Source organism: Marinomonas hwangdonensis, assembly GCF_003721245.1.
Taxonomy (GTDB): Bacteria; Pseudomonadota; Gammaproteobacteria; order Pseudomonadales; family Marinomonadaceae; genus Marinomonas; species Marinomonas hwangdonensis.
The window spans coordinates 468,329-494,524 of sequence record NZ_RIZG01000003.1; the positions used below are offsets into that span (position 1 = coordinate 468,329).

The 26,196-nt window shown below is 45.0% G+C and carries 21 protein-coding genes and 1 pseudogene; 12 read left to right on the forward strand and 10 right to left on the reverse strand.

Translation table 11 applies throughout. The annotated features are described in order from the left end of the window. The first annotated feature begins 7 nt into the window (after positions 1–7). On the forward strand, positions 8–1,867 hold the full coding sequence (locus EBI00_RS07675; protein ID WP_123095325.1) for an ATP-binding protein: 1,860 nt from the start codon (positions 8–10) through the stop codon (positions 1,865–1,867). 369 nt (positions 1,868–2,236) lie between these two features. Here the strand turns inward: EBI00_RS07675 and EBI00_RS07680 are convergent, their stop codons facing one another. After that, positions 2,237–2,926, reverse strand: a complete 690-nt coding sequence (locus EBI00_RS07680) for an NYN domain-containing protein (protein WP_123095326.1) — start codon at positions 2,924–2,926, stop codon at positions 2,237–2,239. Positions 2,927–3,207: 281 nt separating this feature from the next. Between EBI00_RS07680 and EBI00_RS07685 the strand changes: the two genes are divergently transcribed. Beyond that, positions 3,208–3,432, forward strand: coding sequence for a type II toxin-antitoxin system Phd/YefM family antitoxin (locus EBI00_RS07685; RefSeq protein ID WP_123095327.1), 225 nt, complete (start codon positions 3,208–3,210; stop codon positions 3,430–3,432). A 21-nt stretch (positions 3,433–3,453) separates the two neighbouring features. Further along, a pseudogene (locus EBI00_RS16155) lies at positions 3,454–3,894 on the forward strand (Fic family protein); the annotation flags it as partial. A gap of 22 nt (positions 3,895–3,916) precedes the next feature. Here the strand turns inward: EBI00_RS16155 and EBI00_RS07695 are convergent. Continuing rightward, entirely contained in the window at positions 3,917–5,230 is a 1,314-nt protein-coding gene (locus EBI00_RS07695; protein ID WP_123095329.1) for an ATP-binding protein, read from the reverse strand. A gap of 313 nt (positions 5,231–5,543) precedes the next feature. On the opposite strand from EBI00_RS07695, the gene EBI00_RS07700 reads away from it, so the two are divergent. Next, positions 5,544–6,377 (forward strand): ion transporter, encoded by an 834-nt coding sequence (locus EBI00_RS07700; RefSeq protein ID WP_123095330.1) that lies wholly within the window; start codon positions 5,544–5,546, stop codon positions 6,375–6,377. A 300-nt stretch (positions 6,378–6,677) separates the two neighbouring features. On the opposite strand, the gene EBI00_RS07710 is transcribed toward EBI00_RS07700, so the two are convergent. Next, positions 6,678–7,544, reverse strand: coding sequence for a YicC/YloC family endoribonuclease (locus EBI00_RS07710; protein WP_123095331.1), 867 nt, complete (start codon positions 7,542–7,544; stop codon positions 6,678–6,680). Between the two features lie 158 nt (positions 7,545–7,702). Here EBI00_RS07710 and rph point away from each other — a divergent pair, with 158 nt between their 5' ends. Further along, positions 7,703–8,422 (forward strand): ribonuclease PH, encoded by a 720-nt coding sequence (gene rph / locus EBI00_RS07715; protein WP_123095332.1) that lies wholly within the window; start codon positions 7,703–7,705, stop codon positions 8,420–8,422. 283 nt (positions 8,423–8,705) lie between these two features. Next, positions 8,706–9,209, forward strand: a complete 504-nt coding sequence (locus EBI00_RS07720; protein WP_123095333.1) for a hypothetical protein — start codon at positions 8,706–8,708, stop codon at positions 9,207–9,209. A 134-nt stretch (positions 9,210–9,343) separates the two neighbouring features. Here the strand turns inward: EBI00_RS07720 and ushA are convergent, their stop codons facing one another. The 7 genes from ushA to EBI00_RS07755 form a co-directional block, all read right to left on the reverse strand. Beyond that, on the reverse strand, positions 9,344–10,951 hold the full coding sequence (gene ushA, locus EBI00_RS07725; protein ID WP_123095334.1) for a bifunctional UDP-sugar hydrolase/5'-nucleotidase UshA: 1,608 nt from the start codon (positions 10,949–10,951) through the stop codon (positions 9,344–9,346). A 307-nt stretch (positions 10,952–11,258) separates the two neighbouring features. Then, positions 11,259–12,368 carry an ABC transporter ATP-binding protein gene (locus tag EBI00_RS07730; protein ID WP_123095335.1) on the reverse strand — a complete coding sequence of 370 codons (1,110 nt, stop codon included), beginning with the start codon at positions 12,366–12,368 and terminating at the stop codon, positions 11,259–11,261. 77 nt (positions 12,369–12,445) lie between these two features. Next, positions 12,446–13,330, reverse strand: a complete 885-nt coding sequence (locus tag EBI00_RS07735; protein WP_123095336.1) for a carbohydrate ABC transporter permease — start codon at positions 13,328–13,330, stop codon at positions 12,446–12,448. Beyond that, on the reverse strand, positions 13,323–14,252 hold the full coding sequence (locus EBI00_RS07740; protein WP_123095337.1) for a carbohydrate ABC transporter permease: 930 nt from the start codon (positions 14,250–14,252) through the stop codon (positions 13,323–13,325). The genes EBI00_RS07735 and EBI00_RS07740 overlap by 8 nt, the downstream gene beginning before the upstream one ends. Positions 14,253–14,342: 90 nt before the next feature. Next, positions 14,343–15,590 carry an ABC transporter substrate-binding protein gene (locus EBI00_RS07745; RefSeq protein WP_123095338.1) on the reverse strand — a complete coding sequence of 416 codons (1,248 nt, stop codon included), beginning with the start codon at positions 15,588–15,590 and terminating at the stop codon, positions 14,343–14,345. Between the two features lie 204 nt (positions 15,591–15,794). Then, positions 15,795–17,264 carry an ATP-binding protein gene (locus EBI00_RS07750; protein WP_123095339.1) on the reverse strand — a complete coding sequence of 490 codons (1,470 nt, stop codon included), beginning with the start codon at positions 17,262–17,264 and terminating at the stop codon, positions 15,795–15,797. Continuing rightward, positions 17,254–18,003 (reverse strand): response regulator, encoded by a 750-nt coding sequence (locus EBI00_RS07755; RefSeq protein WP_123095340.1) that lies wholly within the window; start codon positions 18,001–18,003, stop codon positions 17,254–17,256. Before EBI00_RS07755 ends, EBI00_RS07750 begins: the two co-directional genes overlap by 11 nt. Positions 18,004–18,215: 212 nt before the next feature. Here EBI00_RS07755 and EBI00_RS07760 point away from each other — a divergent pair, with 212 nt between their 5' ends. From EBI00_RS07760 to EBI00_RS07785, 6 genes are all read left to right on the forward strand, one after another. Then, positions 18,216–19,187, forward strand: coding sequence for a carbohydrate kinase family protein (locus EBI00_RS07760; RefSeq protein ID WP_123095341.1), 972 nt, complete (start codon positions 18,216–18,218; stop codon positions 19,185–19,187). Positions 19,188–19,621: 434 nt separating this feature from the next. Then, a complete protein-coding gene (locus tag EBI00_RS07765; protein ID WP_123095342.1) occupies positions 19,622–20,974 on the forward strand; it encodes an ABC transporter substrate-binding protein in 1,353 nt (450 codons plus the stop codon). Positions 20,975–21,081: 107 nt separating this feature from the next. Next, positions 21,082–22,089: a carbohydrate ABC transporter permease gene (locus EBI00_RS07770; RefSeq protein WP_123095412.1), complete on the forward strand. Its 1,008-nt coding sequence runs from the start codon at positions 21,082–21,084 to the stop codon at positions 22,087–22,089. A gap of 2 nt (positions 22,090–22,091) precedes the next feature. After that, a complete protein-coding gene (locus EBI00_RS07775) occupies positions 22,092–23,234 on the forward strand; it encodes a carbohydrate ABC transporter permease (RefSeq protein WP_123095343.1) in 1,143 nt (380 codons plus the stop codon). A 71-nt stretch (positions 23,235–23,305) separates the two neighbouring features. Beyond that, positions 23,306–24,406 (forward strand): ABC transporter ATP-binding protein, encoded by a 1,101-nt coding sequence (locus EBI00_RS07780; protein ID WP_123095344.1) that lies wholly within the window; start codon positions 23,306–23,308, stop codon positions 24,404–24,406. 71 nt (positions 24,407–24,477) lie between these two features. Continuing rightward, a complete protein-coding gene (locus EBI00_RS07785; protein ID WP_123095345.1) occupies positions 24,478–26,094 on the forward strand; it encodes an alpha-glucosidase in 1,617 nt (538 codons plus the stop codon). Positions 26,095–26,196 lie beyond the last annotated feature (102 nt).

The following is a 26,196-nucleotide window of genomic DNA, read 5'->3' on the forward strand; positions in this document are numbered from 1 at the left end:
GTAAAATATGTCTGATTCACTTATTCTAAAATTTGATCCAAATACAATTGAGCACCTAGGTGTTTCGCTTTACTCAAAACTCCCTAGCGTGCTTTCTGAGCTGCTCAGTAATTCATGGGATGCGGATGCAAATATTGTAACTATTTCTTTTGCTGAGCTAGAAGATGAGAAAGAGATTGTTTATGAAGATGATGGCGAGGGGATGACGTTTGAAGAGCTTAATAATAAATATCTAGTCATAGGCCGAAATCGTCGTAGTGATACACAGCGTCAGTATAGCGCTCTTGGCCGCCCGGTCATTGGAAAAAAAGGCCTTGGCAAACTATCTGTTTTTGGTATCTGCGATGAGATTGAAGTGATTTCTATCAAAGAAGGAAAGAGAAACCATTTCACTATGAACCTTCAAGAGATTAAGGAAAGTCGTGGGAACGAGTATTCTCCCGAACTCCTTGCTTTTGATGAGCCAACATCGGCCAAATCAGGAACCAAGATTATATTAAAAAAAATTCGCCGGAAGAGTGGTTTTAATTTAGATGAGATTGCTCTTAGCCTTTCTAAAAAGTTCATTATCTTCAGTGAAATGAATACAAAAATTATTAAAAATGGGGATATTGACTCAGAAATTCATGTAACCAATGATTTAAAGTATCAGACTTTAAATAAAGAGTTTAGTTGGGAGTTTCCCGATGAAAAGTTTGACCCAGAGTATTCTCACTGGAATCAAATGAAAGGCTCCGTTATTTCCTTAAAAACTCCTGTTAAAGATACAGAGATGAGGGGGATATACCTTACATCTCGCGGTAAAATTGTTAATGTCGCAAGCTTCTATGGCGCGCGTGATAATGATCAATTCCATAACTATGTGACAGGTTATTTAGAAGTTGATTTTATTGATGATTTTGAAGATGACGTGATTTCCACGGATCGACATTCATTGAACTGGGAGCATGAGGAAACACGTGCTCTACAAACTTACCTACAGAAAATTATTAAAGTCATCGGTAAAGAGTGGAGAGAACGACGAGCTAAGGTGAAGTTAGAGGCTGTAGAAAAAGAACATAAAGTTGGGCTTGAGAAATGGAAATCGGAGTTGCCAACTTTTGAAAGAAACTTGGGCGAGAGAATCATAAATCCTATTCTAGAAAACTCGAACATTGATGTGGGTGAATCTGCAGAGTTAATTGGAAGTGTGATGGATAAGTTTGATAATCAAGCTTATAAAGAGTATGCGTCTTCTATAGCTGATTTATCTGAATCAGCGGAGGATATTCCAAAGCTCCTTCGCTTAATGGATGAGTGGAAATCTATAGAGTCAAAACAGTACCGTGATTTAGCTATATCACGTGTTGAAGTAATTAAGCAGTTTGAAAATTATGTAAATACAAATACTAAAGAGGTTCCCACTCTACATAACTTTCTGAAGAAATTTTCATGGCTTTTAGACCCTCGAATTTTAGAGTTTCGTGATGAAGTAACGTATTCAAAATTGCTCGAAGAATCATATCCAGAATCTAACCTAGAAGAGAAGGATCGCCGTATTGATTTTTTATGTAGTAATGCTTTAGGTGAAATTCTTTATGTTATCGAAATTAAACGCAGTAATTATCGGGTAGATGAAAAAGCTTTAGAGCAAGCATATGACTATGCCTCTTTCTTAAAAGATCGATATGCATCTCATACAGGATTCTCAAAAGTAGTTTGTTATGTAGTTGGCGGTAGCAAATCAGATGAGAGACGATTTAGAGATAAAGAGAAAACATATGCAGGGTCAGGTGAAGTTTTTGTTAAAACATACCGTGAACTTCTTGAGCAATCAAAAGAGTATCATAAGGAATTTATAGAAGCATATGACCAGCATAATGGCTGACTTTAAAGTTCATAGATAAGGGTTAATTTAACTGCTTCAGAAAACTCTTCAAAGCCTCCTAAGGGAGGCTCAACCAATAAGCATTTGGTAATTATGTACTGTAACATTGCGGAGGCCGACAATACTCTGAAGGTTTAGGGTCACTGAAGTAGAGATTAGATTTGCTTTTTAAGTAGTATAAAGTTGTCGCGGTTACTCTGAGTGATGCCTGTTTTGGTGTTGATTGTTGAGTATTGGCAGCATAAATGCTCGCTTCGCAGGCGTGCTGCTGATTGAATAAGATGGGTCTTGCGTATTTAAAATCAGAAGGACATTCATAAATTTTCTATCTGCTTTTGCAGAGGGAGTAAAGGACCGCACTATATTTGGCTACCAATAATCAGGTTTAAATACCGGTTTCTTCTTGGTCGGAACTTTATCAGGTAGCTGATGTGCAGCGAGTTCTTCATTCTTAACAATTGTTCGCATCCAATTCGCTTGGTTGCGAAGTGTGCCAGGTGCTCCACGCTTAATACCTTCTCTATGGGGGAGAATGACACCAATCGCTATATGAGGGAAGTCTTCTTTGATTGCTCGAAGAGCTGGGCCAATATCCGTATCGGCAGAAACTAATACAACCTGTTGGATTTGATCTTCTGTGTTTAGAGCTTGTTGCTTAGACAAGAGGCGATACAGGCTAACTGCTAAATTAACATCTGTTTCCTTTTCTTCTAATTTCCAGATATCAACCTTATCTTGTCGCGAAGGTCGAGTCGATTTATCAACAAACCTTGGGGCTTGTGCTGGCTCGAGAGTATGCCTTCCCATTGTTATAGAAACGCCACAAGCTTTTAGCGCTCGGATATAAGAGTCCTGTGCTTCTTTTGACTGAGTTCCCCGACTTGCCAATTCTGGTTTCACTGGTGAACTAAAGTAGTAAATTTTTGCAGTTTTTGATTTAGGATTTTCGATTGTTGTGATGTGAGTAAGTAGTGCTGGTAGGTCGAGCCATTTATAAGGGGTGTTAGCAAGTAAGCCGTAAAAGAGGTTATATCCATCAATAAAAAAAGCTGTTCTCATTTTACCTATCCTTAGATGTGAAAAAACCGGCCAAAGCCGGTTTTTTCGCCTTAACAGCCAGCGTAACTTAATCGCTGCGTACAAGGCTGAGTTGTAAGTCTTATAGTAGTGATCATTGTGGTAACTTTGAATTTAATATAACCTATTAATTTCATTAATCTTATAATTATAGGCTATATATCGAGTTAATCTATTGCTGCCAGAGTTATAGAGAGCATGAGGTAGGCTAAAGCAAATTATCGGTCTATGATTGATCTATATTTAGGCCTATAGAGCTTTTTATGAATATTCAAACTGTGTCATACCTGAAAGCAAACGCGAATAATCTCTCTTTAGATGATCCTTTGCACGTCACTCAGAACGGCAAAGAGGTGTATGTTGTGCAGGCCTCGCAGGCTTACTATGAGCAGCAAGAAACCATTGCTTTGCTTAAGCTGATCAACCTTTCTGAGCGTAGTTTGAATCAAAAGGGTGAACTGTCTTTAGGTGAGGCATTTGATGTCTAAGTCTTTTCAAGTTGTCGCTACGCCTGTAATCGTCGCATTGGTGAGTTTTTAAAAGAGCTGGATTTAACCGAGGGACGCTCTACTGGTGTGCCTAAAATATTGCGTGTGATGAATGCCAATGCCTCACCGACACCCGTTTTTGAAACCGATGAAGATCGCCGCTATTTCTTAATTCGTTTATCTATTCATGAGGGATTTGTTGAAGCTGAAAAAACGACCCCGCAAGTCACCCCCGAAGTCAGACGTCTGTTAACGATGCTACATGGTGAAATGGGTCGGTCTGAATTGATGGTCGTGTTGGGTTTAAAAGAAGAAAAACACTTTAGGGAATATTACCAACAAGCGGCAATTCAACAGGGCTTAATTGAAATGACTGTCCCAGACAAACCCAAAAGCCGTTTGCAAAAATATCGCTTAACCGAGCTAGGTAAGCAGGTACTTTCCATGAAGAATACCAAATAGAGAATACTATTTTTTTTCTTATTCACCACTTCTCCGGTAAAAACTGCACGTAATAAAGTGGCATGACGATGTGGGTTTGTTCCAGCTCCGATGAGCCTTGTGTGCCTGTGAGTTTGAAGGTTTTTTCTGGCGCGCATTTAGTTATGTAAGACTGGAGCGATTTGGCTCGGGTGCGTTTGCCGCTTTTCACTTCCACAGGGATGACGTTCCCTTCTTCATTGGTTAATAGGAATTCTATTTCGGCGCGAGCATCGTTCCATGAGTAGCTTGGATCTATGCCGATGGCAGTGAGTTCTTGTTGAACAAAGTTTTCAGCGATGTAGCCTTTGTATTCATAGCCTTGTTGTTTTATCTCTTTGTAGTTGGTGCTGAGCATGTGATTGAGTAGGCCAACATCAAATAAGAAGAGCTTAACTAGGTTGTCTTTTTTATAGGCCGCCAGAGGGGATTTAGCCTGACCCTCAATTGGGTAGTTGGCGAGAGCAAGACGACAGCGGCTTAGCCAATGAATGGCGCTTTCAAAGTCGGCATAGCGAGATTTGCGTTCGAAGACGTTTTTGAATTTAAAGCGCTTTACCGATTCATCCATCAAGGCCGATAGCTGAGACGGAATGCTGTTAAACACGGATTCGATTAATTGGGCGTCTACCTTGCCAGCGTATTTTCCAAAATCGCGTCGATAACCTTCCACTAAGTTGGCGTGGATTTGTGTGATTTTTCCAACACGTTCAAGAATGCTGATGTCTTTATTGTCAAACCAGCTTGCCACGGCCTCTGGCATACCGCCAGTAAAATAGTAGTCGGTTAGCTTATCAAAGAGTTTGCTGTGGGCTGCCGCCGTGTTTACTTGGTTTTCAAAGGCTTTTATAAGTGCTTGTTCCTGTGATGCATGCAGAAATTCAAGAAAGGTGAGAGGGCGTAAGTAATGTTGTTCCACTTTGCCAACAGGAAACGAGTTTAGTAAGCCAATATTCGAACCGCTGGCGGCGACATAATAGGTTGGTGTTTGTTCGGCAAAGTATTTAAGCGACGTGACAGCCCGTTCGCATTCGCCAATCTCATCCAAAATAAGCAGGTCGGTTTTAGGGTTAAAGGTTTGTCCGGTGAGGAGCTCAATATTCATCAGAATATCGTCAGGGCTCAATGAACCATCAAATGCTTCTTTAAGCGTTGGGTTTTCTAAGAAGTCGAGACGTAACCTGTTTTGGAAGGTTTGACCAAACAATTCTTGTAGAAGAAAGGTTTTGCCCGTTTGCCTAGCGCCATCAATCAGCAAGGGTTTCCGAGCCTTTTGCTCTTTCCAGGCGATCAGTTTTTCAAGTAATACACGTTTCATCAGGCTTCTCCTAAGCGTCTTATTGGGCGAATAATATACCAATACACACTTTTATGCGCAAAAAAGTGTGAAAATCATCATTTTTATGCGCATAAAAAAGAGAGGAGAGATGTTGATAAAGACGTTGGGGGAGGCCTAATCGTCTGTTTTTTTTGATGCGTTTTTTACTAAAACGACTCAGGAAGCAGTGTGTTTTTACCATTCTCGAATCGGTCAATTTGTTTACATCAAAAGAGATTGACCTATCCTAGCTCTGGCATAGAATGTCGTCAATTTAACCCACTCTTGGGATAATTTAGCATTGAGGTGACACATGCCCAGTACATCGGTAGTTCCAACAACTTCCCTTCGTCAGCGCTTAAAATCTTTTATTGAAAATACGACAGTACAGCATAGTTTGCTGGCGTTGATTTTAATCAATGCGGTTATTCTTGGGCTTGAAACTTCCCCTAAGGTTATGACACAGGTGGGCCCGCTGTTAATGGCCTTGGATAAGGCGATCTTGGCGGTGTTTGTGATTGAGCTTAGCATTCGATTGTTCGTGCATCGTTTCGCATTCTTTAAAGATGGTTGGAATGTGTTCGACTTCATCGTTGTGGGGATCGCCTTAGTCCCTGCCAGTGGGCCGTTTGCGGTATTGCGTGCACTTCGAGTCTTGCGTGTGTTGCGCGTATTAACGTTTGTTCCGTCGATGCGAAAAATTGTCGGGGCGTTAATCAAATCTCTAAATGGCATGTTGTCCATCGCTATGGTGTTGGGGCTGGTGTTTTATGTGGCGGCGGTGATGGTTACCAAGCTGTTTGGTGAGGCCTTTCCTGATTGGTTTGGTAGCCTAGGTGCGTCTTTGTATACCTTGTTCCAAGTGATGACTTTAGAAAGCTGGTCCATGGGCATCGCGCGGCCAGTGATGGAAGAGTTCCCCTATGCTTGGGCGTTCTTTGTGCCTTTTATCCTGATCGCCACCTTCACTATGCTGAACCTCTTCATTGCCGTCATCGTCAACGCCGTGCAGACCATACACGACGATGAATTCAAAGACGAGATAGACGCAGAAAAGGCTACCCAGCAACAGTTACTAGAGCAAATGCAGCAGCTTCAACAGGAATTACAAGCACTGCGCCAAGACATGAAAAAACCAAGGGAATAATGACGAAGTCTGGTGGTGAGCAATGGAATATTTTGCTCTGTGGAGTGGGGTGATATGTTTTTATATATAATTTTTCTTCAATGATGCATTCAGGTGTATCAATATGAGCTATGTAACAGAGCAGATATCACAAAGCTTTCGAGAAGCTCGGGTGCGTGAGGGGTTTAGCCAGAGGGAGCTGAGCGCGCGTTTGGGTGTACCCCAAAGCCATATAATGAGAACCGACGCGTACAGAAATGCAGAGGCGTCGGTCATATTTGGTTAAGACATTCTTGGACAGGTAACTTTTTACCCAAGAGCTTATTCGATGTTTTGTATCTGTTCTCTCATTTGTTCAATCAGAACTTTCAATTCCACAGCGCTCTGGGTGGTTTCGACGACGATGGATTTCGACGATAGGGTGTTGGCTTCGCGGTTGAGTTCTTGCATTAAGAAGTCTAAACGGCGGCCGATGGGGCCGTTTTGTTGCAGCTGACGGCGGACTTCTTTGGTGTGAGTCGCTAGGCGATCTAGCTCCTCAGCCACGTCGGCTTTTTGTGCCAGTAGGACGATTTCCGCTTCGACACGCATTGGGTCTAGATCAACCTTCGCAGCTTCCAGTTTGTCGAGTAGGTTTTGTTTCTGCGCGGCGATTATTTCTGGCAGCTTGACTTGAACTTCTGCGACGATGGCATCGATAGCGTCTAGGCGCTGTTCGATGATGTCTTTCAGCTGTGCCCCTTCGCGTAGGCGTACTTGTATAAGTTCGTCGACAGATTGATTAAAGAGTTCGACGACGGCTTTTTTCATCATCTCAAAATCATTGCCTTCGTCACTGAGAATGCCTGGCCATTTTAAGATATCGAGTGGGTTCGCTGGGTCTAAATCTTTGAACCAAGTGCCGAGTGTGTTGATGGCGTTTGCCAAGGCTTGGGCGTTGCTTGGGTTAATGGTGAGGCTGGTGGCGGCTTTGTCTACACCTTGGAAGCGCAGTTGGCACTCCAATTTGCCACGGTTTATCTTTTTGCGCAGTGTGTCGCGAAACGTAAACTCAAGCTCACGGAAGTTGTCGGGCAAACGAAAGCTGGGTTCTAAGTAGCGTTGATTGACGGAGCGTATTTCCCAGCTGATGCTGCCCCAGTCGAATACGGCTTCTTGGCGTGAGAAGGCGGTCATGCTTGCGGTCATGTTGTTACCTAATGTCTAAAATATATGGAAAGAGGATGTAAAAAAACAAAGGCGTCAGTGTAACCTATCGCTGAGAGTTTCGCAGGGAGGGGGCGCAATTTTATCTAAGATCATTATAATTGCGGCTTTATGATGGTTAATAGACAGAGAGAGCAAGTATGCGTCCAAGCGGAAGAGAAGCAGATCAATTACGTCCCCTTAAAATCACTCGCCATTTTACCAAGCATGCTGAAGGTTCAGTATTGATTGAATGCGGTGATACTAAGGTTATTTGTACCGCGACAGTGGTCAGTGGCGTGCCGCGTTTCTTGAAAGGTAAGGGCCAAGGTTGGATAACAGCAGAATATGGCATGTTGCCACGCTCTACCCATAGCCGTATGGATCGTGAAGCAGCACGAGGTAAGCAAGGTGGCCGTACGGTGGAGATTCAGCGTTTGATTGGTCGTTCTTTGCGCGCGGCAGTGGATCTTAAAAAATTGGGTGAGAATACCATCACGATTGATTGTGATGTGATTCAAGCCGATGGCGGTACTCGTACTGCGTCTATCACGGGTGGTTTTGTTGCGTTGGCGGATGCAATGCGCGTCTTGGTTGAGAACAAAAAAATCAAAGCAAATCCAATTGTATCGCAAATTGCAGCGATTTCTGTAGGCGTTTACAAAGGTGTTCCTGTGTTGGATTTGGACTACCCAGAAGATTCGAACGCTGAAACGGACATGAACGTCATCATGAACGACAAAGGTGGCTTCATTGAGATCCAAGGCACAGCGGAAGGCGAAGCCTTTAGCGATGAGCACATGATGGGCATGTTAGCGGTGGCACGTAAAGGTATCGCTGAAATCATGGAAGCACAGCGCGCGGCGTTGTTTGATAAATAGAGCTAATACATAAGAGCGGGTAACATTCGGCTTTTACCATTGAATTCGAAAATCCAGCGTTAGCTGGATTTTTTTTGCCTATTTTTTTCTCTGTGTCTTGCCTTCTGTTTACTGGGTGTGAGGTCGTTATCGTGACGGCATTGGCGCTAAATGTCAGTTATTGTGCGCGTTTTTGCGCCTCACAAGCTGTACATTCTTTGCGATCATCAAACCACCTTGGCACGACCACGTCGCGTTGGATATCGTGAAAAGGCTTCAAACAATAACAATAAGGAGAAGCAAGGTGAAAAAATTGATCGGGGTTGGGGTGTTAAGCGTTTTGTTGAGTTCTGGTGTACAGGCGTTGAGCCTAGAGGGGGCTTGGACGTTACAGGACGCAGACAACACCCAGGCCAAATTAGATGCCGCTGTGGAAGACGTAGTGAAAGAAATTAACTTTTTTATTCGCGCCTTAGCACGGCCTGTATTAGAAAAAGAGACGCAAATTTGCAACACCTGGTTATTAGCAACGGATGCCACCCAGTTTTTGTGGCAATGCGATGATAATCCTCCTGGTGAGCTGGCGTTAAACGCGAACAAGACCGAAATGATGAGTGATGATGGGCGCTTGATCATGGGCAGTTTGGAGAAAACAGAGAATCGTATTTCAACGATCTTGGCGTCTGATCGAGGCACAAGAACCAATGTGTGGCAGATCGTTAGTGAAAATGAAATGCGCTATACGACGACGCTTGAATCGGACAAGATCCCTAAACCACTGACTTGGACATTAACTTACACGCGCTAAATAATGCGCCCAGCCTTCTGACATACCTATTTTTTTGCATTTTTGTGCAGGTTACAAGAAAGCCCCAATAGACGATTGTCTATTGGGGCTTTTCACTACATGCGATTCACTCAATGCGATGTCATTAACGCAAATTAACGTTTCACAGCGCCTGTTGGTGCAAATTTAGCTTCTTCGAGGGGAGAGTTACGTTGAATGTATTCTACGAGAACATCTGCATCCACGTACCCAGAATTGACGTAGTTTGGATGATTAGTGATTTTAGGATAACCATCGCCACCCGATGCGGTGTAATTGTTTACCGCAATTCGGTAGGTTTGGTTGGCCTGTAGAGCCTGACCATTGACCAAGATGTTAGTGGCTTTGCCGTCTTGCAGCGTTAACGCAACGCCACTGAATTGCGCAAAGGCTCCTGTTCCAGCTTGCTTCGCAGCGATGACGGATAGATAATCCGACAGTTCATCTGCGGTGAAATCCACAAAAGACACCATATTACCAAAGGGCTGTACTTTTAAAGCACTTTTGTAAGTCACAATGCCTTTTTCTAGGCTGTCACGTATGCCTCCTGAATTCATTATACCAATATCGGCATTGACCTTGCTTCTCATAGCGGCTGCAATGAGGTTCCCTAGATTGGTTTCTTCGCTACGCACTTGGTTACGCTCACCGATAAAATCCACATTAGAGTAGCCAATTTCAATGTTTAGGCCTTGCTGTCCTTTTTCTTGGAAAGGGGTGAGCAAAGCAAGCATGGCTGGGTCTTGCGGGATTTCTTGTTCAATAAAGACGCGCTCTGACTTGCCTTCGGCATTGGTGATTTTCTTTTTCAAGTTAACCGGAATCAGCTGGTATTCAGAGGATACGATGGCGCCATTTTTATAGACAAAGTCTAATCGACCGACGTATTTACCCCATTCGTGCGCCTGAAGAATCAGGGTGCCGTTTTGCTCATCGGGCTGCATGAGCGGGTTTTGCGAATGGCCGCCAACAATGACGTCTATGCCAGGTACCGTTCTCGCCAAGGTGACATCACCAGGCGCATTACCGCCGTAGTTGCCGTCTTCATAGTGCCCCATGTGAGTAACAGCAATGACGAGGTCAGCTTTTTTGCGCAGTTCAGGGATGAGTGTCTTAGCTACTTCGATGGGTGATTTTATCGAGATGTCTTTGATGATTTCAGGGTTGCCTTGTTTAATGGTGTCATCGGTGGTGAAGCCAACCACAGCCACTTTTACGTCGTCAATTTGGAAGATCTTGTAGGCATCAAATAAGCGTTCGCCCGTATTAGCGTCGAATATATTTGCTGAAAGGAAAGGAAATCCTGCCCATTCTTGCTGTTTTCTTAAGACCGAAAGCGGGTTATCAAATTCGTGATTACCGACCGCCATGGCATCGTATTTCAGCATATTCATACCACGAAAGTCGGGCTCAGCGTCTTGCAAGTCCGATTCTGGTACGCCTGTGTTGATGTCGCCACCAGACAACAATAAAGAATGGCCGTTATTCAATATAACCTCTTCTCGTAAGTTATCGATGAGGGTTTTACGGGCAGCCATGCCGTATTCGCCATTGTTGTTTTGCCAAAAACGACCGTGATGGTCATTGGTGTGCAAAATGGTGACACGGTATTCTTTGTCTTCTTGCCAAGTGGCTTTTTCGGGTCCCATGACAGAGCAGGCGGTGATGGTTAACGCCACCCCTACAATGGCAAGGTGAGAAAAAAAGCGTTTTGTCGATTTCATGGGTTCGTTCCTTACATGATATGAGTCGGCGTTCGATGAATTCCTAATGATCAAGCCGCTGAGTGTTATGCGTATTTTGCCAACGGTTATGAAAATGTATCTCATATTTGTGACAAGTTCGAGAACGAATGTCGTTTTATTGACCATTTGTGCAGTATTGGTAACGCATTTAGGTGACATGTCGGCCATCTCTAGAAAGAGAAAGCGATTCTTCTTTTTTTTAAACGACAAAAAAAAGCCTGTCATAGGAGGTTATCTTCTATAACAGGCGTGCTTTCAAGAGCGAAATTGCGATAAAGCTAAATCATTAAAGATCGAGGCGTCGACCGGATTCTTTATCAAAGGCAACGGCTTTGGCGGTATCAAACATCATCTTAATGATGGCGCCAGGTTCCGCATCGTACATGGGGTTAGATCGACAGTTGATTTCGGCGTCGTTAACACGAGTCAGAATCATGGTGTCAGCGCCCATGGGTTCTGTCACTTCCACTTCGACGTCCGTTGTGGTCACGAAAGGCTGTCCTTCTTTATGGGGCTGTGGCTCTGTGATCATTTCTGGGCGTAAGCCAAGTAGGATCGTTTTGCCAATATGGTCTTTTAGGGCGTCAGGACGTGGGAACGGCAAAGCCACTGTGGTGCTGGTGGCCAGTTCCAACATGGGGATACCGTTTTGCTCAATGACTTTTGTCGGAATGAAGTTCATCGCAGGGGATCCCATAAAACCGGCCACAAATAAGTTGGCTGGGTTGTCGTAGATCTCTTGTGGCGTTCCTAACTGCTGGACTTCACCGTCTTTCATTACGGCGATACGATCCGCTAGGGTCATGGCTTCGATCTGATCGTGAGTCACATAAACAATCGTGGTGCCCAGTTTTTTGTGCAGTTTCTTGATCTCGGTGCGCATTTCTACTCGTAGCTTGGCGTCTAAGTTAGACAGCGGCTCATCAAACAAGTAAAGCTGAGGGCGACGAGCAAGGGCGCGCCCCATGGCCACACGTTGACGTTGACCACCGGATAACTGCGCGGGCTTACGGTCTAGCAAATGGCTGATTTGTAACAACTCCGCCACACGTTGAACCTCGACCTCTCTTTCTTCTTTTGGCACTTTACGCATTTCTAAACCAAAAGAGATGTTCTTCTCAACGGTCATATTTGGGTAAAGCGCATAAGACTGGAACACCATCGCGATGTCACGGTCTTTTGGACTGGTGTAGGTGACGTCTTTGTCTGCAATTAGAATACGACCTTCAGATACATCCTCTAATCCGGCGATAGAGTTCATTAAAGTAGATTTACCGCAACCAGACGGCCCGACCAAGATCAAAAACTCACCGGCTTTGATTGAGATGTTGATGCCTTTGAGTATTTCTGTTGTGCCGTAGCGCTTTTTTACATTATCAATAACGAGATTTGCCATGTTATTACTCCAAATTTTTTAGATCACTCATGAGGTGTAGTGTAAAAGCATGAGTGAGTAGATTCTTTAAAACGCCATTAGCCTTTGACTGCACCAGCGGTTAAGCCGCGGACGAAGTATTTACCAGCGAACACATATACTGCCAGTGTGGGTAAGGCGGCGATGATGGCTGCTGCCATGTCGACGTTATATTCTTTACCGCCAAAGCTGGTGTTAACTAAGTTGTTAAGTGCCACAGTCACGGGTTGAGTATCAAAACCAGAGAAGGCGACGCCGAACAAGAAGTCGTTCCAAATTTGGGTGAATTGCCAAATGATGGTGACCACAATAATCGGAGTGGATACGGGTAAGATAATCCGATAAAAAATCGTAAAGAAGCCAGCACCGTCAAGACGCGCCGCTTTCACGAGTTCTCCTGGAATAGATTGGTAGAAGTTACGGAAGAACAAGGTCGTAAACGCTACGCCATAAACAACGTGGACGAAAACGAGTCCAGATGTGGTGTTCGCAATACCAAGCCAGCCTAAGGTTTGCGCCATAGGCAATAGGATAACTTGGAAAGGAATAAAGCAACCCACAAGCAGAGCGGCAAAAAACAAATCGCTACCACGAAACTTCCATAAAGAAATAACGTAGCCATTGATGGCGCCCAGCAAGGTGGAGATCAGTACCGCAGGGATAACGATCAAGAAAGAGTTCATAAAGAAAGGCGATATACCTTCACAGCTACTTCCTGTACAGGCACTCGACCAAGCTTTTGACCAAGAATCGAAATTCAATGAAGCAGGTAAAGATAATAAATTACCTGTACGAATCTCCTCCACATCTTTTAACGAGGTGATCAACATGACCAAAAAGGGCATTAAGTAGAAGGCTGCCGCGATGAGCAGTACAGCATACAAGGCGACGCGCCATACTTTGTCCATCGCAGACGTTTTACGACCTATTGCTTGATTATGCATGGCGTTCACCTCGCAATTCGGAATACAAATAAGGAACCAATATCGCCAACACACATCCCAACATCACCATTGCAGAAGCGGAACCTAAGCCAATTTGGCTACGGGTAAAGGTGTAGGTGTACATGAAGTTCGCAGGCAAGTCAGAAGAATACCCAGGCCCACCATTGGTAAGCGCGGCAACCAAGTCAAAACTCTTAATGGCAATGTGCGATAGAATGACCAGAGCACTAAAAAATACGGGTTTAAGCGATGGCAAAATAATACGACGATAGGTTGTGAAAGTGCTCGCACCATCAAGATGAGCGGCTTTGATAAGGTCACCGTCGACGCCACGTAGACCCGCAAGGAAAAGTGCCATGACAAAGCCGGACGCTTGCCACACAGCGGCGATAACCAAACAATAGACGACCATGTCAGGGTTAATCAGCCAGTCAAATTTGAAATTGACGAAACCAAAGTCGACCATCATTTTTTCAAGGCCGTTGGTCGGGTTTAACAGCCACTTCCAGGCCGTACCTGTGACGATGAAAGAGATCGCCATAGGATAAAGATAAATGGTACGAATCGCCCCTTCGGCGCGAATTTTTTGATCCAGAAAAACGGCTAATGTCACGCCAAGGAACAAACAAATAGCGATAAACAAACCGCCAAACACACCCAAATTGGTCAGTGCCACTATCCAGCGATCGTTATTGAATAGACGCTCGTATTGCTCGAAACCGACAAAGTTATACGAGGGCAACATACGAGAGCCAGTGAAAGACAGCACCGCTGTCCAGATCATATAGCCGTAGATGCACACCAAGGTGATGATCATCGTTGGGGCCATAACAATTTTTGGCATCCAGTCGGCCAAGCTTCGGCGCGCAGGACGTCCTGACTGAGTCTGTCCTGACCCAGAATTGGCGGCTTTAGTATTCATAATTGATACTTCACTACAGGGGAAAACGAAGAGGCTGACTGAGGGTCAGCCTCGTATGCTTATTGCGGACCCGAAGGTCCGCAAAGGATCTTACATACTTGCTTTTACAGCACGAGCCAGTTTGTCTACGGCTTCTTGAGATGTCATGGACTCATCATTGAAGAAGTTAGTCACGACGTCAAAGATGGCACCTTGAACCATAGAGTTGACCGCCATACCGTGCGCCATACTTGGCACCAAGCTACCGGTTGTTGAGCTTGCTAGGAAAGCATCCATTGACGCGTGTGCACAAGAATCAAACTGATCTCGAGGCATATTCAAACGTGTTGGAATAGACCCTTTGTTCAAGTTGAAGGTTTCTTGGAACTTAGGCTCAAGAATCAAGCGTGCTAAATCTTTTTGCGCCGCTTGTTTTTCCGCGCCACTCACTTTAAACATGGCTAGAGAGTCAATGTTAAAAGTAAAGGCACCACTGGTACCAGGAGCTGGATAACAAACGTAATCTACACCGGCTTTTTTGCCCGCTGCAGTGAACTCACCTTTAGCCCAATCGCCCATGATTTGCATAGCGGCATCGCCATTGATGACCATAGAGGTAGCAATGTTCCAGTCGCGGCCAGAGAAACCTGGGTCTACGAATTCGCGCATTTGTTTAAAAGTGTCAAACACGTCAACCATGTCTTGGCTGCGTAGCGCTTTATCGGACATACCAATGAAGGCGCTGCTATAAAACTGAGAGCCTTTAGATAGAGCAATGGCTTCAAATAGTGTGGCGTCTTGCCAAGCTTGACCACCGTGAGCAAGCGGGGTAAATCCTGCCGCTTTGATTTTTTTCGCTTCAACGATGAATTGATCCCAAGTTGTTGGAATCGATGCGCCAGACTTACGGAATACTTCAGGGTTTGCCCACATCCAGTTTACACGGTGAACGTTAACAGGCGCTGCAACATAATTGCCGTCGTATTTCATAACATCGCTAACAACTTGAGGAAGGATGACATCCCACTCACCAGCCACAGCCACATCATTTAAGTTCGTTAGAAAGCCTAGATCGCCCCATTCTTGAATGGTGGGGCCTTTGATTTGAGCAGCAGAAGGAGGATTACCAGAAATAGCACGAGATTTCAGAACGGTCATTGCGGATTCACCGCCACCACCTGCAACAGCAAAGTCTTTCCAAGTATGGCCAGCGCCGACCATTTCTTCTTTAAGCACATTGATCGCAGCGGCTTCGCCACCTGATGTCCACCAATGCAAAACTTCAACTTCGCCAGCCTGCGCGGTTGCAGCCGCTAGAGAAAGAGCCACTGTGGTTAAACCGAAAGCAATTTTTTTCATGATAGTAACCTTTGTTATTGTTATATCGTCTAATCAAACTCATAAAATGTTTTGATTTTGCGTTTTTGTCTCGCGTTGCTCACTAAAAATTAGCTTAAGCAAACATCCGAGTTAGTAAATCTAGCAAAGGTTGCGTCTATTAGGGGTAAAGTAGAGCAACCTAATGTAACAAAGTCTTGCATGGGGTAGGTTTGAGGTTGTGATTCAGTGTCTTGGGAGCCAAAGCTTGGCTTCTAAACCTTGATCTACATGGTTGCTTAAGGTGACTTCACCACCATGGGCGCGCGCAATATTGCGGGCAATGCTTAAGCCTAACCCCATTCCACCAGGGTGGCCAGAATGGTCGGGAGTGAGGCGAGTGTAGGGTTGAAAAACCTTGTCCATTTTGTCTGTAGGAATGCCAGGACCTTGGTCACAAATACGGATGCACACTTCGTCTTCATCATCTTCGATGAACACAGTGGCCGTTTTTCCATAATACAAAGCATTGTCAATGAGGTTGCCTAAACAGCGCTTTATCGCTAGAGGTTTACCAATAAAAGGGTGCGTTAATTCTCCGACAACAGTGAGTTTTGTGTCGTGAAGATTGGCCGCTGATTGCATATCTTTGAGCATTCTTGAAATGTTCACATCGATGCGATTTTCATGAATATCGGTTTCTTTTACGCTCTGTAGTGCCCCTTTTACCAACATATCTAGATCTTCTAGATCGCGCACCATGGCGTCACGAACATCGTCTTCATCCAGCATTTCGGCGCGCAATCGCAACCGGGTGATAGGGGTTTTTAAATCGTGAGAGATGGACGCAAACAGTCGTTCTCTGTCGTTCAGGTAGCGTTGAATTCGGCGTTGCATATCGTTGAAGGCTTTCGCTGTGTTGCGTACCTCCACGCTGCCTACTTCTTCCATAGGCTTCCAGTCACCCTGACCAAACCGTTCAGCCGCTCTGGCTAACGTAGCGAGAGGGCGAGTCACGCGCCGCAGGATAATAATGCTCAGCAATAATACGGTAATGACCGACATGGCCATAGAAAATAGTCGATCGGCGCTGAGTGCCGAGGCACCGTCTAAAAAGTAAGGATCTGGCATCAGGCTCGCAAGATATAGCCAGTCTTTATCGTTGATGGGAATTTGAATCACTATGATGGGTGGGGTAAGTGGCTTCACCAATAAACTGTGATGACCCCAGCGTTCAGGTAAATCGACCAGTCGAGTTTGATTATTAATGACGTGCAGATCACTTGGGCTTGAGAACGCAATTTTGGCGTTTGATATGCCTAACTGTCTCATTAAAGTGGCTTGTACTTCGTTTTTGACTATGTCTTTAAGCGGTGAATCCGGGATGGCATTGATGCGAATTTCTTCTTTGTTAAGCGTGACGAAAAATCGCGTTCCCCCCATGTCTTGCAGTTGGTCAATCACAATATGACGATAATTAGTCGGCAAAGACTTAAAGTAGCTTACGGTCGCGGCGATTCGAAAGGCCATGTGTTTTGATACTTCACGCACGTTTTCTTCCGTGTCTGATTCCAGCTGACGTAGCCAAATGGTGGAGCTAATAAACTGGGCGCTGGCCACACCCAATGCCATGATGATGAGAATTTGCCCTGTCAGTGACTGCGACCACCGCTTGAAGCGTGAACTCTTACTTTGCGCTATGTTGCTACTGGGCATTGCTAATGGGTTCCACGTTGGCGACTTCTACGCTCGCCGTAAGAATATACCCTTGTCCGCGCACGGTCTTGATGAGTTGTGGATGGCGAGCGTCCTCTCTCAGGCGCTGACGTAGGCGGCTTACGTGCACATCGATAAAGCGATCAAGAGGGGCGCTGTCTCGGCCACGCGTGTTTTCTGCGATGAGTTCACGTGTTAACACGGCACCTGGGTGGGTTAAAAACAGCATGAGCAAGTTGTAATCGGCGCCGGATAAGGGCTCTTTTTCCCCGTTGAACTGCAATTCTCGAGATAAGGTGTCCAAGGTGAACTGGGCAAAACGATAAAAGCGATGCGAAACGGGGGCGATTTCAACGATTTCACTGTGTTCCATACGACGTAAAATGGCTTTAATCCGCGCCAAAAGTTCGCGAGGATTAAAGGGTTTTGCTAGATAATCATCCGCTCCAATCTCAAGGCCGATAATACGATCCATTTCGTCGGAGTTGGCCGTCAACATGATGACCGGCACCTGAGATTGAGCACGCAAAGCACGGCATACGGAAAAGCCATCTTGGCCCGGCAGCATGATATCTAGGATAACTAGATCGACATCTTGATCAGCTCGAAAATTGGCGAGAAAAGCTTCGCCTGATTCGGCGGTTAATACCCTAAATTGGTGTTTTTCAAGGTAAGTTTTAAGCAGTGTGCGAATGTCATCATCATCGTCAACCACATAGAGGCATTTTGCTTTTGTCATTCTTTTGCTCAGTAAAAGTGGGTGTTTTGTTAGGATTCAACGGCGTTTACTTGTCTTTGAGTCTAGCAAGAAAGTGCCATTGAACCAATTATCCAATGCAATTGTCGCTCAGGACGTTTTAAATAAATTAAATTGATTTAATTTATTCCTACCCGCATACTTTTTAGACAGGTTTATTCTCATCCGTGATTTAAAAGAAAAGGTACACAGTAATGACAGCACAAGTAATGGCGTTCGGCGAAGCCTTGATCGATTTTCTCTCTAATGGGGCAACTCAAGCGGGAGAGCTTGAATCCTTTACTAAGTTTCCAGGTGGCGCACCGGCTAACGTGGCGGTAGCGGTGGCTCGACTAGGAGGAAACAGTCACTTTGTAGGTCAAGTGGGAGACGATGCCTTTGGCCACTTTTTAAAGACATCATTGGACAGCTATGGTGTGAACACAGGCAATATGTTGATGACAAAAGAAGCTAAGACTGCGTTAGCTTTCGTTAGCCTAGACCATACTGGCGAGCGTAGCTTTGAATTTTACCGCAGTCCTTCTGCAGACATCTTGTTTAAAGCGTCCGATTTTGATGCGGCTTGGTTCGCACAGGGTAAAGGCGTTTTTCATACTTGCTCTAATACCTTAACCGATCCAGAGATTACGAAAGCCACTTTGGCGGGTGTCAGCATGGCTCGCGCTGCCCAGTGGATTGTCAGTATCGATGTGAATTTGCGCATTAACCTGTGGCCCAACGGGGAAGTCGATGCCCAGCGAGTGATCGACTGGATGCAAAGCGGCGATGTAGTGAAAGCCAGTTTGGAAGAGTTGGCCGTATTGGCGGTGGATCCTTTTGCTTTGATTAAAGCGTCGTTAGCGGCGGGAGTGACCTTGTTTGTGTTAACGGATGGCGCGAACCCTATTCGTTTTTACACATCTGCTCATGGTGAAGGTGAGGTAATCACGCCAAAAGTCACGGTGAAGGACACCACCGCTGCCGGGGATGCGTTTGTTGGAGGGTTATTGTACAAATTAGCGGAGCAGGGCGGAGATCGCGCCTCTTTAGCAGCATTATCAGAACAACAATTAGTGGATATTGTGCGTTTTGCTGCGGCGTGTGGTGCCGATTCTGTTACTAAATTAGGGGCTTACCCTTCCTTGCCAACGCTTACTGAAGCAGAAGCGCAACTAAACCGCTTCTAAGCGACTTAAATCACGTAAATTGAGTAAGTCGACCGAGTCGGTTCGGTAAAACAGCGTTAAATTGGTTACTTTTAAAAGCGTGCTTCGGCACGTTTTTTTTGTGTTAAATGTGCAAAAAAAGATGACAAAGCATGGTCAAAAAAACACCCAAAATGAGAAGGTAACTTGTTGAAATGGTTATTCAATTTTATTTTGGTGATATTTTGATCACATATTAAAGGGAAAAAAAGGTCGCATTTACGCAGCTATCTACTAAATTTAGAGAAGCAATTAAGTCAATATTAAGGGCTGGGACCCCTTGAAGCACAGGTTTTCTTTATGAATAATCAATTTTCTTCTTAATGCTTATAGAAGACAAGATAACCTTGTTTCGACCTACGATAATAAAAACAATGGCACGCTGGGATTTCCAAGTGGGCCTGTAAGGAGCAATGATGAAAAAATCTCTATTGTCTATAGCGGTTGCCTTAACGCTGTCTGCCAACGCTGCCCACTCGGCAGACCTCATGTTTACCCCCGGAGAAGATTCTCGTTTTAATTGGAGCAGCTATGAAGCTCTAAAATCCGTTAAATTGTCCGGTGAAACCGTGTCTGTTTTCGGTCCTTGGATGGGCGACGAAAAAACCAACTTTGAGCGTGTTATTGCATACTTTGAAGAAGCCACAGGGGCAAAAGTAAATTACGCAGGCTCAGATTCTTTTGAACAGCAAGTCGTTATTGATGCGCAAGCCGGTAGTGCACCAAACGTGTCTGTTTTTCCTCAGCCGGGCTTAGCCGCAGATTTAGCGGCAAAAGGCTTTATCACTCCATTGAGCGATACGGTTAAAAAAGCGGTGGCGGAAGATTACGCAGCGGGCCAGTCTTGGGTCGATTTGGCAACGTTTAAAAACCGTGAAGGCAAAGACGACTTCTACGGTGTTTTTTACCGTGCCGACTTGAAATCTCTCGTTTGGTACTCTCCTGATAACTTTGCTGATGCTGGCTACGATGTTCCAGAGTCTATGGAGGAATTGAAAGCTCTGACCAAGCAAATTGTCGCGGATGGTGGAACACCTTGGTGTATCGGTTTAGGTTCCGGTGCCGCAACTGGCTGGCCAGCGACAGATTGGGTAGAAGATTTGTTACTTCGTACTCAACCTGCGTCTGTTTATGATGGCTGGGTGACCAACGAGATCAAATTCGATGACCCGCGAATTGTCGGTGCTATTGAAGAGTTTGGTTGGTTTGCACGCAACGACGCTTATGTAGATGGTGGTGCGGGTGCGGTGTCTTCTACTGATTTCCGCGATAGCCCAAAAGGCATGTTCCAGTCACCTCCTAAATGTTATTTGCACCGTCAAGCATCTTTCATTCCTGCGTTCTTCCCTGAAGGCACTCAGCTAGGGTTGGATGCAGACTTCTTCTACTTCCCTTCTTATGAGTCAAAAGAGTTAGGTAATCCAGTATTAGGGGCCGGTACCCTAATGAGTATTACTAATGATTCTAAAGGTGCTCGTGCTTTTATCGACTTCATTCGTTCTCCTATTGCTCACGAATTGTGGATGGCTCAAACCGGCTTTTTATCAGCGCATCTAGGAGCTAACCCTGAGCTTTATTCAAGTGATGCTGCGAAAAAACAAGGTGAGATTTTGCGCTACGCTACCACGTTCCGTTTTGACGGATCTGATTTGATGCCAGGCAAAATTGGGGCAGGTTCATTCTGGACAGGTATGGTCGACTTCACAGGCGGTAAAGACGCTAAAGAAGTCGCTGCTGATATCCAGAAAACTTGGGATGCTTTGAAGTAATGTGTTTGGGTGTCTAGGGCGTTTTACCTAGGCACCCTTTTTTTGAGTTACCTATGCAAATGGCTTTCACAGTCATTTATGCGCTAGATGTATTTTTTGGAGATTCTATGGGCCAGCTCGCTTCTGCGTTAGTGACCATGTTCTTAGGGGTATTAGGGTGTGCCGTGTATTTTTACGGTTCAAACATGCTATTGGATAAAATATTCCCGACGAAAAACCGTCCTGCACAACAAGTGGCTAGCAATTTACGGATTGCTAATCGTATCCGTCCTTGGTTGTTCTTGGGCCCCGCTGTTTTGTTGTTGACGTTTTACCTTTTTTACCCCGTACTCGACTCTATTCGACTGTCTTTCTTTGACCGTAGCGGTGAAGAGTTCGTTGGTTTGTCTAACTATGTATGGCTTTTTGGTAGTGATGAATTTTTTGAATCGTTCCGCAACAATATGCTGTGGCTTGTTTTCGTACCAACGGCTGCGACCTTTTTAGGACTGGTTATTGCGACCATGACCGATCGAATTTGGTGGGGCAATATTGCAAAAAGTTTGATTTTCATGCCAATGGCCATTTCTTTCATTGGTGCATCGGTTATATGGAAGTTCATCTATGACTTCCGCAGTGGTGACACGCAAATTGGCCTTTTAAACGCGGTCGTGGTGTTTTTTGGTGGAGAGCCACAGAACTGGATTACGATTCCTTTTTGGAATAATTTCTTTTTGATGATCATTTTAGTGTGGATTCAAACTGGGTTTGCCATGGTGATTCTGTCTGCTGCGTTACGCGGTATACCAGATGAGACCATTGAGGCAGCGGTATTGGATGGCGCGAACGGTTTGCAAATTTTCTTTAAAATTATGGTACCTCAGATTTGGGGAACGATCGCCGTCGTATGGACGACCATTACCATCCTAGTATTAAAAGTATTTGACATTGTATTGGCCATGACCAACGGCCAATGGAACACTCAGGTATTGGCGAACCAGATGTTTGACTGGATGTTCCGTGGTGGCGGTGACTTTGGTCGTGGTGCTGTAGTGGCGATTGTTATCATGGTATTGGTTATCCCAATTATGATTTGGAATATTAAGCGTGCAAACGCAGAAATGGAGGGCCGTTAATCATGATTACATCTTCTAAACGGTCACTGTTAACCTATCTAGTTCATGCGACTGTGTTGTTTTTAGTGGTTATCTGGACGATACCGACGGCAGGTCTATTTATTTCGTCTATCCGTGATAAGGATCAATTGTCTGTGTCTGGCTGGTGGACAGCGTTATCCACTTCTGAACAGCAACTCGTGACTCGAGCCAATGACCCTAGTAAGCAGATACAAGTGGGCGATAAATTCGTTATTCAGGGAAATCTTTTTGAAGGCGCTCCTGGTGCGGTTACTTTTTTCGGCTTTAGTTCGTTAGAGCCCGCGGCCTTTACCGCAGGGTCGGTAGCGGCACTAAGAAATGATCAGACTCTGCAAGTCATGGAAAATGGCGATTACGAGTTTTCTTCTCCGACAGAGTGGAAAGGGTCACGTGGTCAGCGTATTTTTTATTCAGCAGAGGTTCCGCCTCGTTTTACCTTAGACAACTATCGTGAAGTTTTGGGTACGGAAGGTTTGGGCAAGTCGTTTTTGAACTCTTTGACGGTAACGATTCCTGCCACCATCATCCCTATCTTGGTGGCCGCTTTTGCCGCTTATGCCTTGGCTTGGATGCGCTTCCCTGGTCGTGCTTTGCTGGTGGCAGCGGTGGTAGGTTTGCTGGTAGTACCGCTACAAATGTCATTGATTCCGTTATTGAAAAGTTACAATTTAATTGGTGATTTTTTTGGTGTAGGTTCTAAAACATACGTAGGTATCTGGTTGGCTCATACTGGCTTTGGTTTGCCGCTGGCCATCTATCTGCTGCGTAACTACATTGCCGGTTTGCCAAGAGAAATTATTGAATCAGCTCGGGTCGATGGTGCGTCCGACTTTGATATTTTCCGCAAAATTGTTTTGCCACTGTCGTTTCCAGCGCTTGCATCGTTCGCTATTTTCCAATTTCTTTGGGTATGGAACGATTTGTTGATTGCCATGGTATTTCTTGGAAATAACGCTGATCAGTTGGTGTTGACAGGTCAGCTACGTGAACTACTGGGTTCTCGTGGTGGTAACTGGGAAATTCTGACCGCGTCAGCTTTTATTACCATTATTGTACCTTTGTGTGTCTTCTTTAGCCTGCAGCGTTTTCTTGTGCGCGGTTTGTTGGCAGGCTCTGTAAAATAACATCACCTAAGCGAGTGGGTTGAGCTTGGCTCCTCACTCAAGGTAACTTTTTAGATTGAGGCAATTAAATCATGGCAGATGTTAAGTTAACCCATGTTAAGAAAATCTACTCGAACAAAGTAGAAGTATTAAAAGACATAAACCTAGATATTAAAAAAGGCGAGTTTATTGTCTTTGTTGGGCCGTCTGGTTGTGGCAAATCGACTTTATTGCGCATGATATCTGGCTTGGAAGATATTTCAGCAGGCACCTTGGAAATTGATGGGCATGTTGTGAACGATATTCCACCTGCATTGCGTGGTATCGCTATGGTGTTTCAAAGCTACGCTTTGTACCCACACATGACGGTTTATGACAACATGGCATTCAGTTTACAGATTGCCAAAGAAAGTAAAGAAGACATCGACAAGCAAGTGCGTAAAGCGGCGGACATGCTGCAATTAACACCGTATTTAGATCGTTTGCCAAAAGCCTTGTCAGGTGGCCAGCGTCAGCGTGTTGCGATTGGTCGTGCGATCGTTCGACGCCCTAAAGTGTTTCTGTTTGATGAGCCTTTGTCTAACTTGGATGCGGCGTTGCGTGTGGCGACACGGATGGAGATTGCTAACCTTAAAGACAGCATGCCCGATTCAACCATGATTTACGTTACCCACGATCAGGTTGAAGCAATGACTCTTGCGGACCGTATTGTTCTTTTATCTGCGGGTCATATTGAGCAAGTTGGCTCACCACTGGACTTGTACGAGCATCCAGATAACGTGTTTGTGGCGAAATTTATCGGTTCGCCTGCGATGAATATTGTACCGTGTCAGATTGATCAAGCGGGTGATAATACTCGAGTCGCTTTGTCTTCAACAGTGACAGTGGAAACGCCTATTCGTACCGAGGAGAGTCAGCAGTCAAAATCCGCGTTCTTTGGTATTCGACCTGAAGATATGATCGTTGTAGATTCTCAGGATAAAGCCTTTTTATCCGGTGAAGTCGCTTTTGTGGAAGCGTTAGGTGAGGCGACCTTGTTGTATGTTCAAGTGCCTGGTTGCGACGACATGGTGATTGCTAAACAGATTGGTACCCTAAATACAAAACGTGGGGATACTGTTCATTTGTCTGCAACGCCAGAGAAAATGCATTTATTTGATGAAAATGAGCAATCTTATACGCGTAAAGCGTAATATTGATCGATTACTAAGATAAGGCAACACCTTGGTGTTGCCTTGTGTTTTATTTGTTTTGGAGAGTCTTGATGACAACCAATCTGAATTGGTGGAAAGGTGGGATTATTTATCAAATTTACCCACGCAGTTTTATGGATGCGAGTGGTGATGGTGTCGGTGACTTAGCCGGTATTACCAGCAAGCTCGACTATGTAGCCTCGTTGGGTGTGGATGGTATTTGGCTTTCGCCTATTTTTATGTCACCCATGAAAGACTTTGGTTATGACGTGTCTGATTACCGTGACATTGATCCTATGTTTGGTTCTTTAGAGGATTTTAAAGCATTGGTGGCTCGGTCTCATGAGTTGGGCTTGAAAGTGATGATTGACCAGGTCATCAGTCATTCTGCGGATGTGCATCCTTGGTTTGAAGAAAGCCGCCAAGATAAGACCAATCCCAAAGCGGATTGGTATGTATGGGCTGATCCTAAGCCAGATGGTTCTCCGCCGAATAATTGGTTGTCCATTTTTGGTGGTAGCGCATGGAAATGGGACAGTCGTCGTTTGCAGTATTATCTGCACAACTTCCTAGAGTCTCAGCCGGATTTCAATTTCCATAACCCAGAAGTTCGCCAGGCACATTTAGACAACATGCGCTTCTGGCTGGATTTGGGTGTCGATGGTTTCCGTTTGGATACAGTGAACTTCTACTTCCACAGTGAAGGCTTAGAAGACAATCCGCCTGTACCTGCTGGTGAACCTAAGACCATGGGAGCGCCCCACGATAACCCTTATACTTACCAACGTCATGTTTATGATTTGAGTCGTCCTGAGAACTTAGATTTTTTAAAAGACATGCGTGCCATGATGGATGAATATCCAGGCACAACGGCGGTGGGTGAAATTGGCGATGACTTCCCATTAAAACGTATGGCGGAATACACCTCAGGTGGCGATAAGTTGCACATGGCGTATACGTTTGATTTTCTAAACACGCCTCACTCACCAGATTACATCCGTGATGTGCTAAAAAATATGCAAGAAATTGTGGGTGATGGTTGGCCATGTTGGGCGCTGTCAAATCATGATGTGGTTCGTTCACGTACACGTTGGGGCGCTGAAGAAGACGCCGAAGCCTACCCATTGATTGCTTTAGCCTTGATTTTATCGCTGCGTGGCAGTGTTTGCCTATATCAAGGTGAAGAGCTAGGTTTGCCTGAAGCTGAAGTGCCGTTTGAGCGCATTCAAGACCCCTATGGCATTCCTTTATGGCCTGTCTTCAAGGGCCGTGATGGTTGCCGTACGCCCATGGTGTGGGATGATTCTGCCTTAGGTGGTTTCTCAACAGTGGAGCCTTGGTTACCGGTTGATGCGAAACATTTGCCGTTGAGTGTTGCGGTTCAAGAAGCTAACCCAGACGCGTTATTGCATAAAGTGCGTCAGTTGATTCATTGGCGTCAAAAGCAGCCTGCTCTAGTAAATGGCGAGCTATCACAATGCGATCTGGGCAATGGGCAACTAATTGGCTTGGTGCGTGAATACCAAGGTGAGCGTGTATTGGTGGTGATCAATATGACGAACACGTCACAATCCGCCACGCTGAACGGTACGGTATCTGTGCTTGATGGTCATGGATTTACCTCAACCCTAGAAGGTAAGACACTGACGTTACCTGCGTATCAAGCGTTCTACGCGACCTTGTCTTAACGCGCGAGCGTATTAGGTCGTGGCGTAAAGTACGAATTGAGCCTTAGATAAGCCGGTTTGCGTTCTGCGTAAATCGGCTTGTTTTTCTCTGCTTTATTTGAG

Excerpts from the sequence above, each read along its gene's own strand:
- EBI00_RS07680 (WP_123095326.1), bottom strand. The coding sequence starts at position 2,926 with ATGAGAACAGCTTTTTTTATTGATGGATATAACCTCTTTTACGGCTTA.
- EBI00_RS07710 (WP_123095331.1), bottom strand. The coding sequence starts at position 7,544 with ATGACCGCAAGCATGACCGCCTTCTCACGCCAAGAAGCCGTATTCGAC.
- EBI00_RS07740 (WP_123095337.1), bottom strand. The coding sequence starts at position 14,252 with ATGAATACTAAAGCCGCCAATTCTGGGTCAGGACAGACTCAGTCAGGA.
- EBI00_RS07745 (WP_123095338.1), bottom strand. The coding sequence starts at position 15,590 with ATGAAAAAAATTGCTTTCGGTTTAACCACAGTGGCTCTTTCTCTAGCG.
- EBI00_RS07775 (WP_123095343.1), top strand. The coding sequence starts at position 22,092 with ATGATTACATCTTCTAAACGGTCACTGTTAACCTATCTAGTTCATGCG.
- EBI00_RS07675 (WP_123095325.1), top strand. The coding sequence starts at position 8 with ATGTCTGATTCACTTATTCTAAAATTTGATCCAAATACAATTGAGCAC.
- rph (WP_123095332.1), top strand. The coding sequence starts at position 7,703 with ATGCGTCCAAGCGGAAGAGAAGCAGATCAATTACGTCCCCTTAAAATC.
- EBI00_RS07760 (WP_123095341.1), top strand. The coding sequence starts at position 18,216 with ATGACAGCACAAGTAATGGCGTTCGGCGAAGCCTTGATCGATTTTCTC.
- EBI00_RS07750 (WP_123095339.1), bottom strand. The coding sequence starts at position 17,264 with ATGCCCAGTAGCAACATAGCGCAAAGTAAGAGTTCACGCTTCAAGCGG.
- EBI00_RS07785 (WP_123095345.1), top strand. The coding sequence starts at position 24,478 with ATGACAACCAATCTGAATTGGTGGAAAGGTGGGATTATTTATCAAATT.
- EBI00_RS07755 (WP_123095340.1), bottom strand. The coding sequence starts at position 18,003 with ATGACAAAAGCAAAATGCCTCTATGTGGTTGACGATGATGATGACATT.
- EBI00_RS07700 (WP_123095330.1), top strand. The coding sequence starts at position 5,544 with ATGCCCAGTACATCGGTAGTTCCAACAACTTCCCTTCGTCAGCGCTTA.
- EBI00_RS07735 (WP_123095336.1), bottom strand. The coding sequence starts at position 13,330 with ATGCATAATCAAGCAATAGGTCGTAAAACGTCTGCGATGGACAAAGTA.
- ushA (WP_123095334.1), bottom strand. The coding sequence starts at position 10,951 with ATGAAATCGACAAAACGCTTTTTTTCTCACCTTGCCATTGTAGGGGTG.
- EBI00_RS07695 (WP_123095329.1), bottom strand. The coding sequence starts at position 5,230 with ATGAAACGTGTATTACTTGAAAAACTGATCGCCTGGAAAGAGCAAAAG.
- EBI00_RS07770 (WP_123095412.1), top strand. The coding sequence starts at position 21,082 with ATGGGCCAGCTCGCTTCTGCGTTAGTGACCATGTTCTTAGGGGTATTA.
- EBI00_RS07780 (WP_123095344.1), top strand. The coding sequence starts at position 23,306 with ATGGCAGATGTTAAGTTAACCCATGTTAAGAAAATCTACTCGAACAAA.
- EBI00_RS07685 (WP_123095327.1), top strand. The coding sequence starts at position 3,208 with ATGAATATTCAAACTGTGTCATACCTGAAAGCAAACGCGAATAATCTC.
- EBI00_RS07730 (WP_123095335.1), bottom strand. The coding sequence starts at position 12,368 with ATGGCAAATCTCGTTATTGATAATGTAAAAAAGCGCTACGGCACAACA.
- EBI00_RS07765 (WP_123095342.1), top strand. The coding sequence starts at position 19,622 with ATGAAAAAATCTCTATTGTCTATAGCGGTTGCCTTAACGCTGTCTGCC.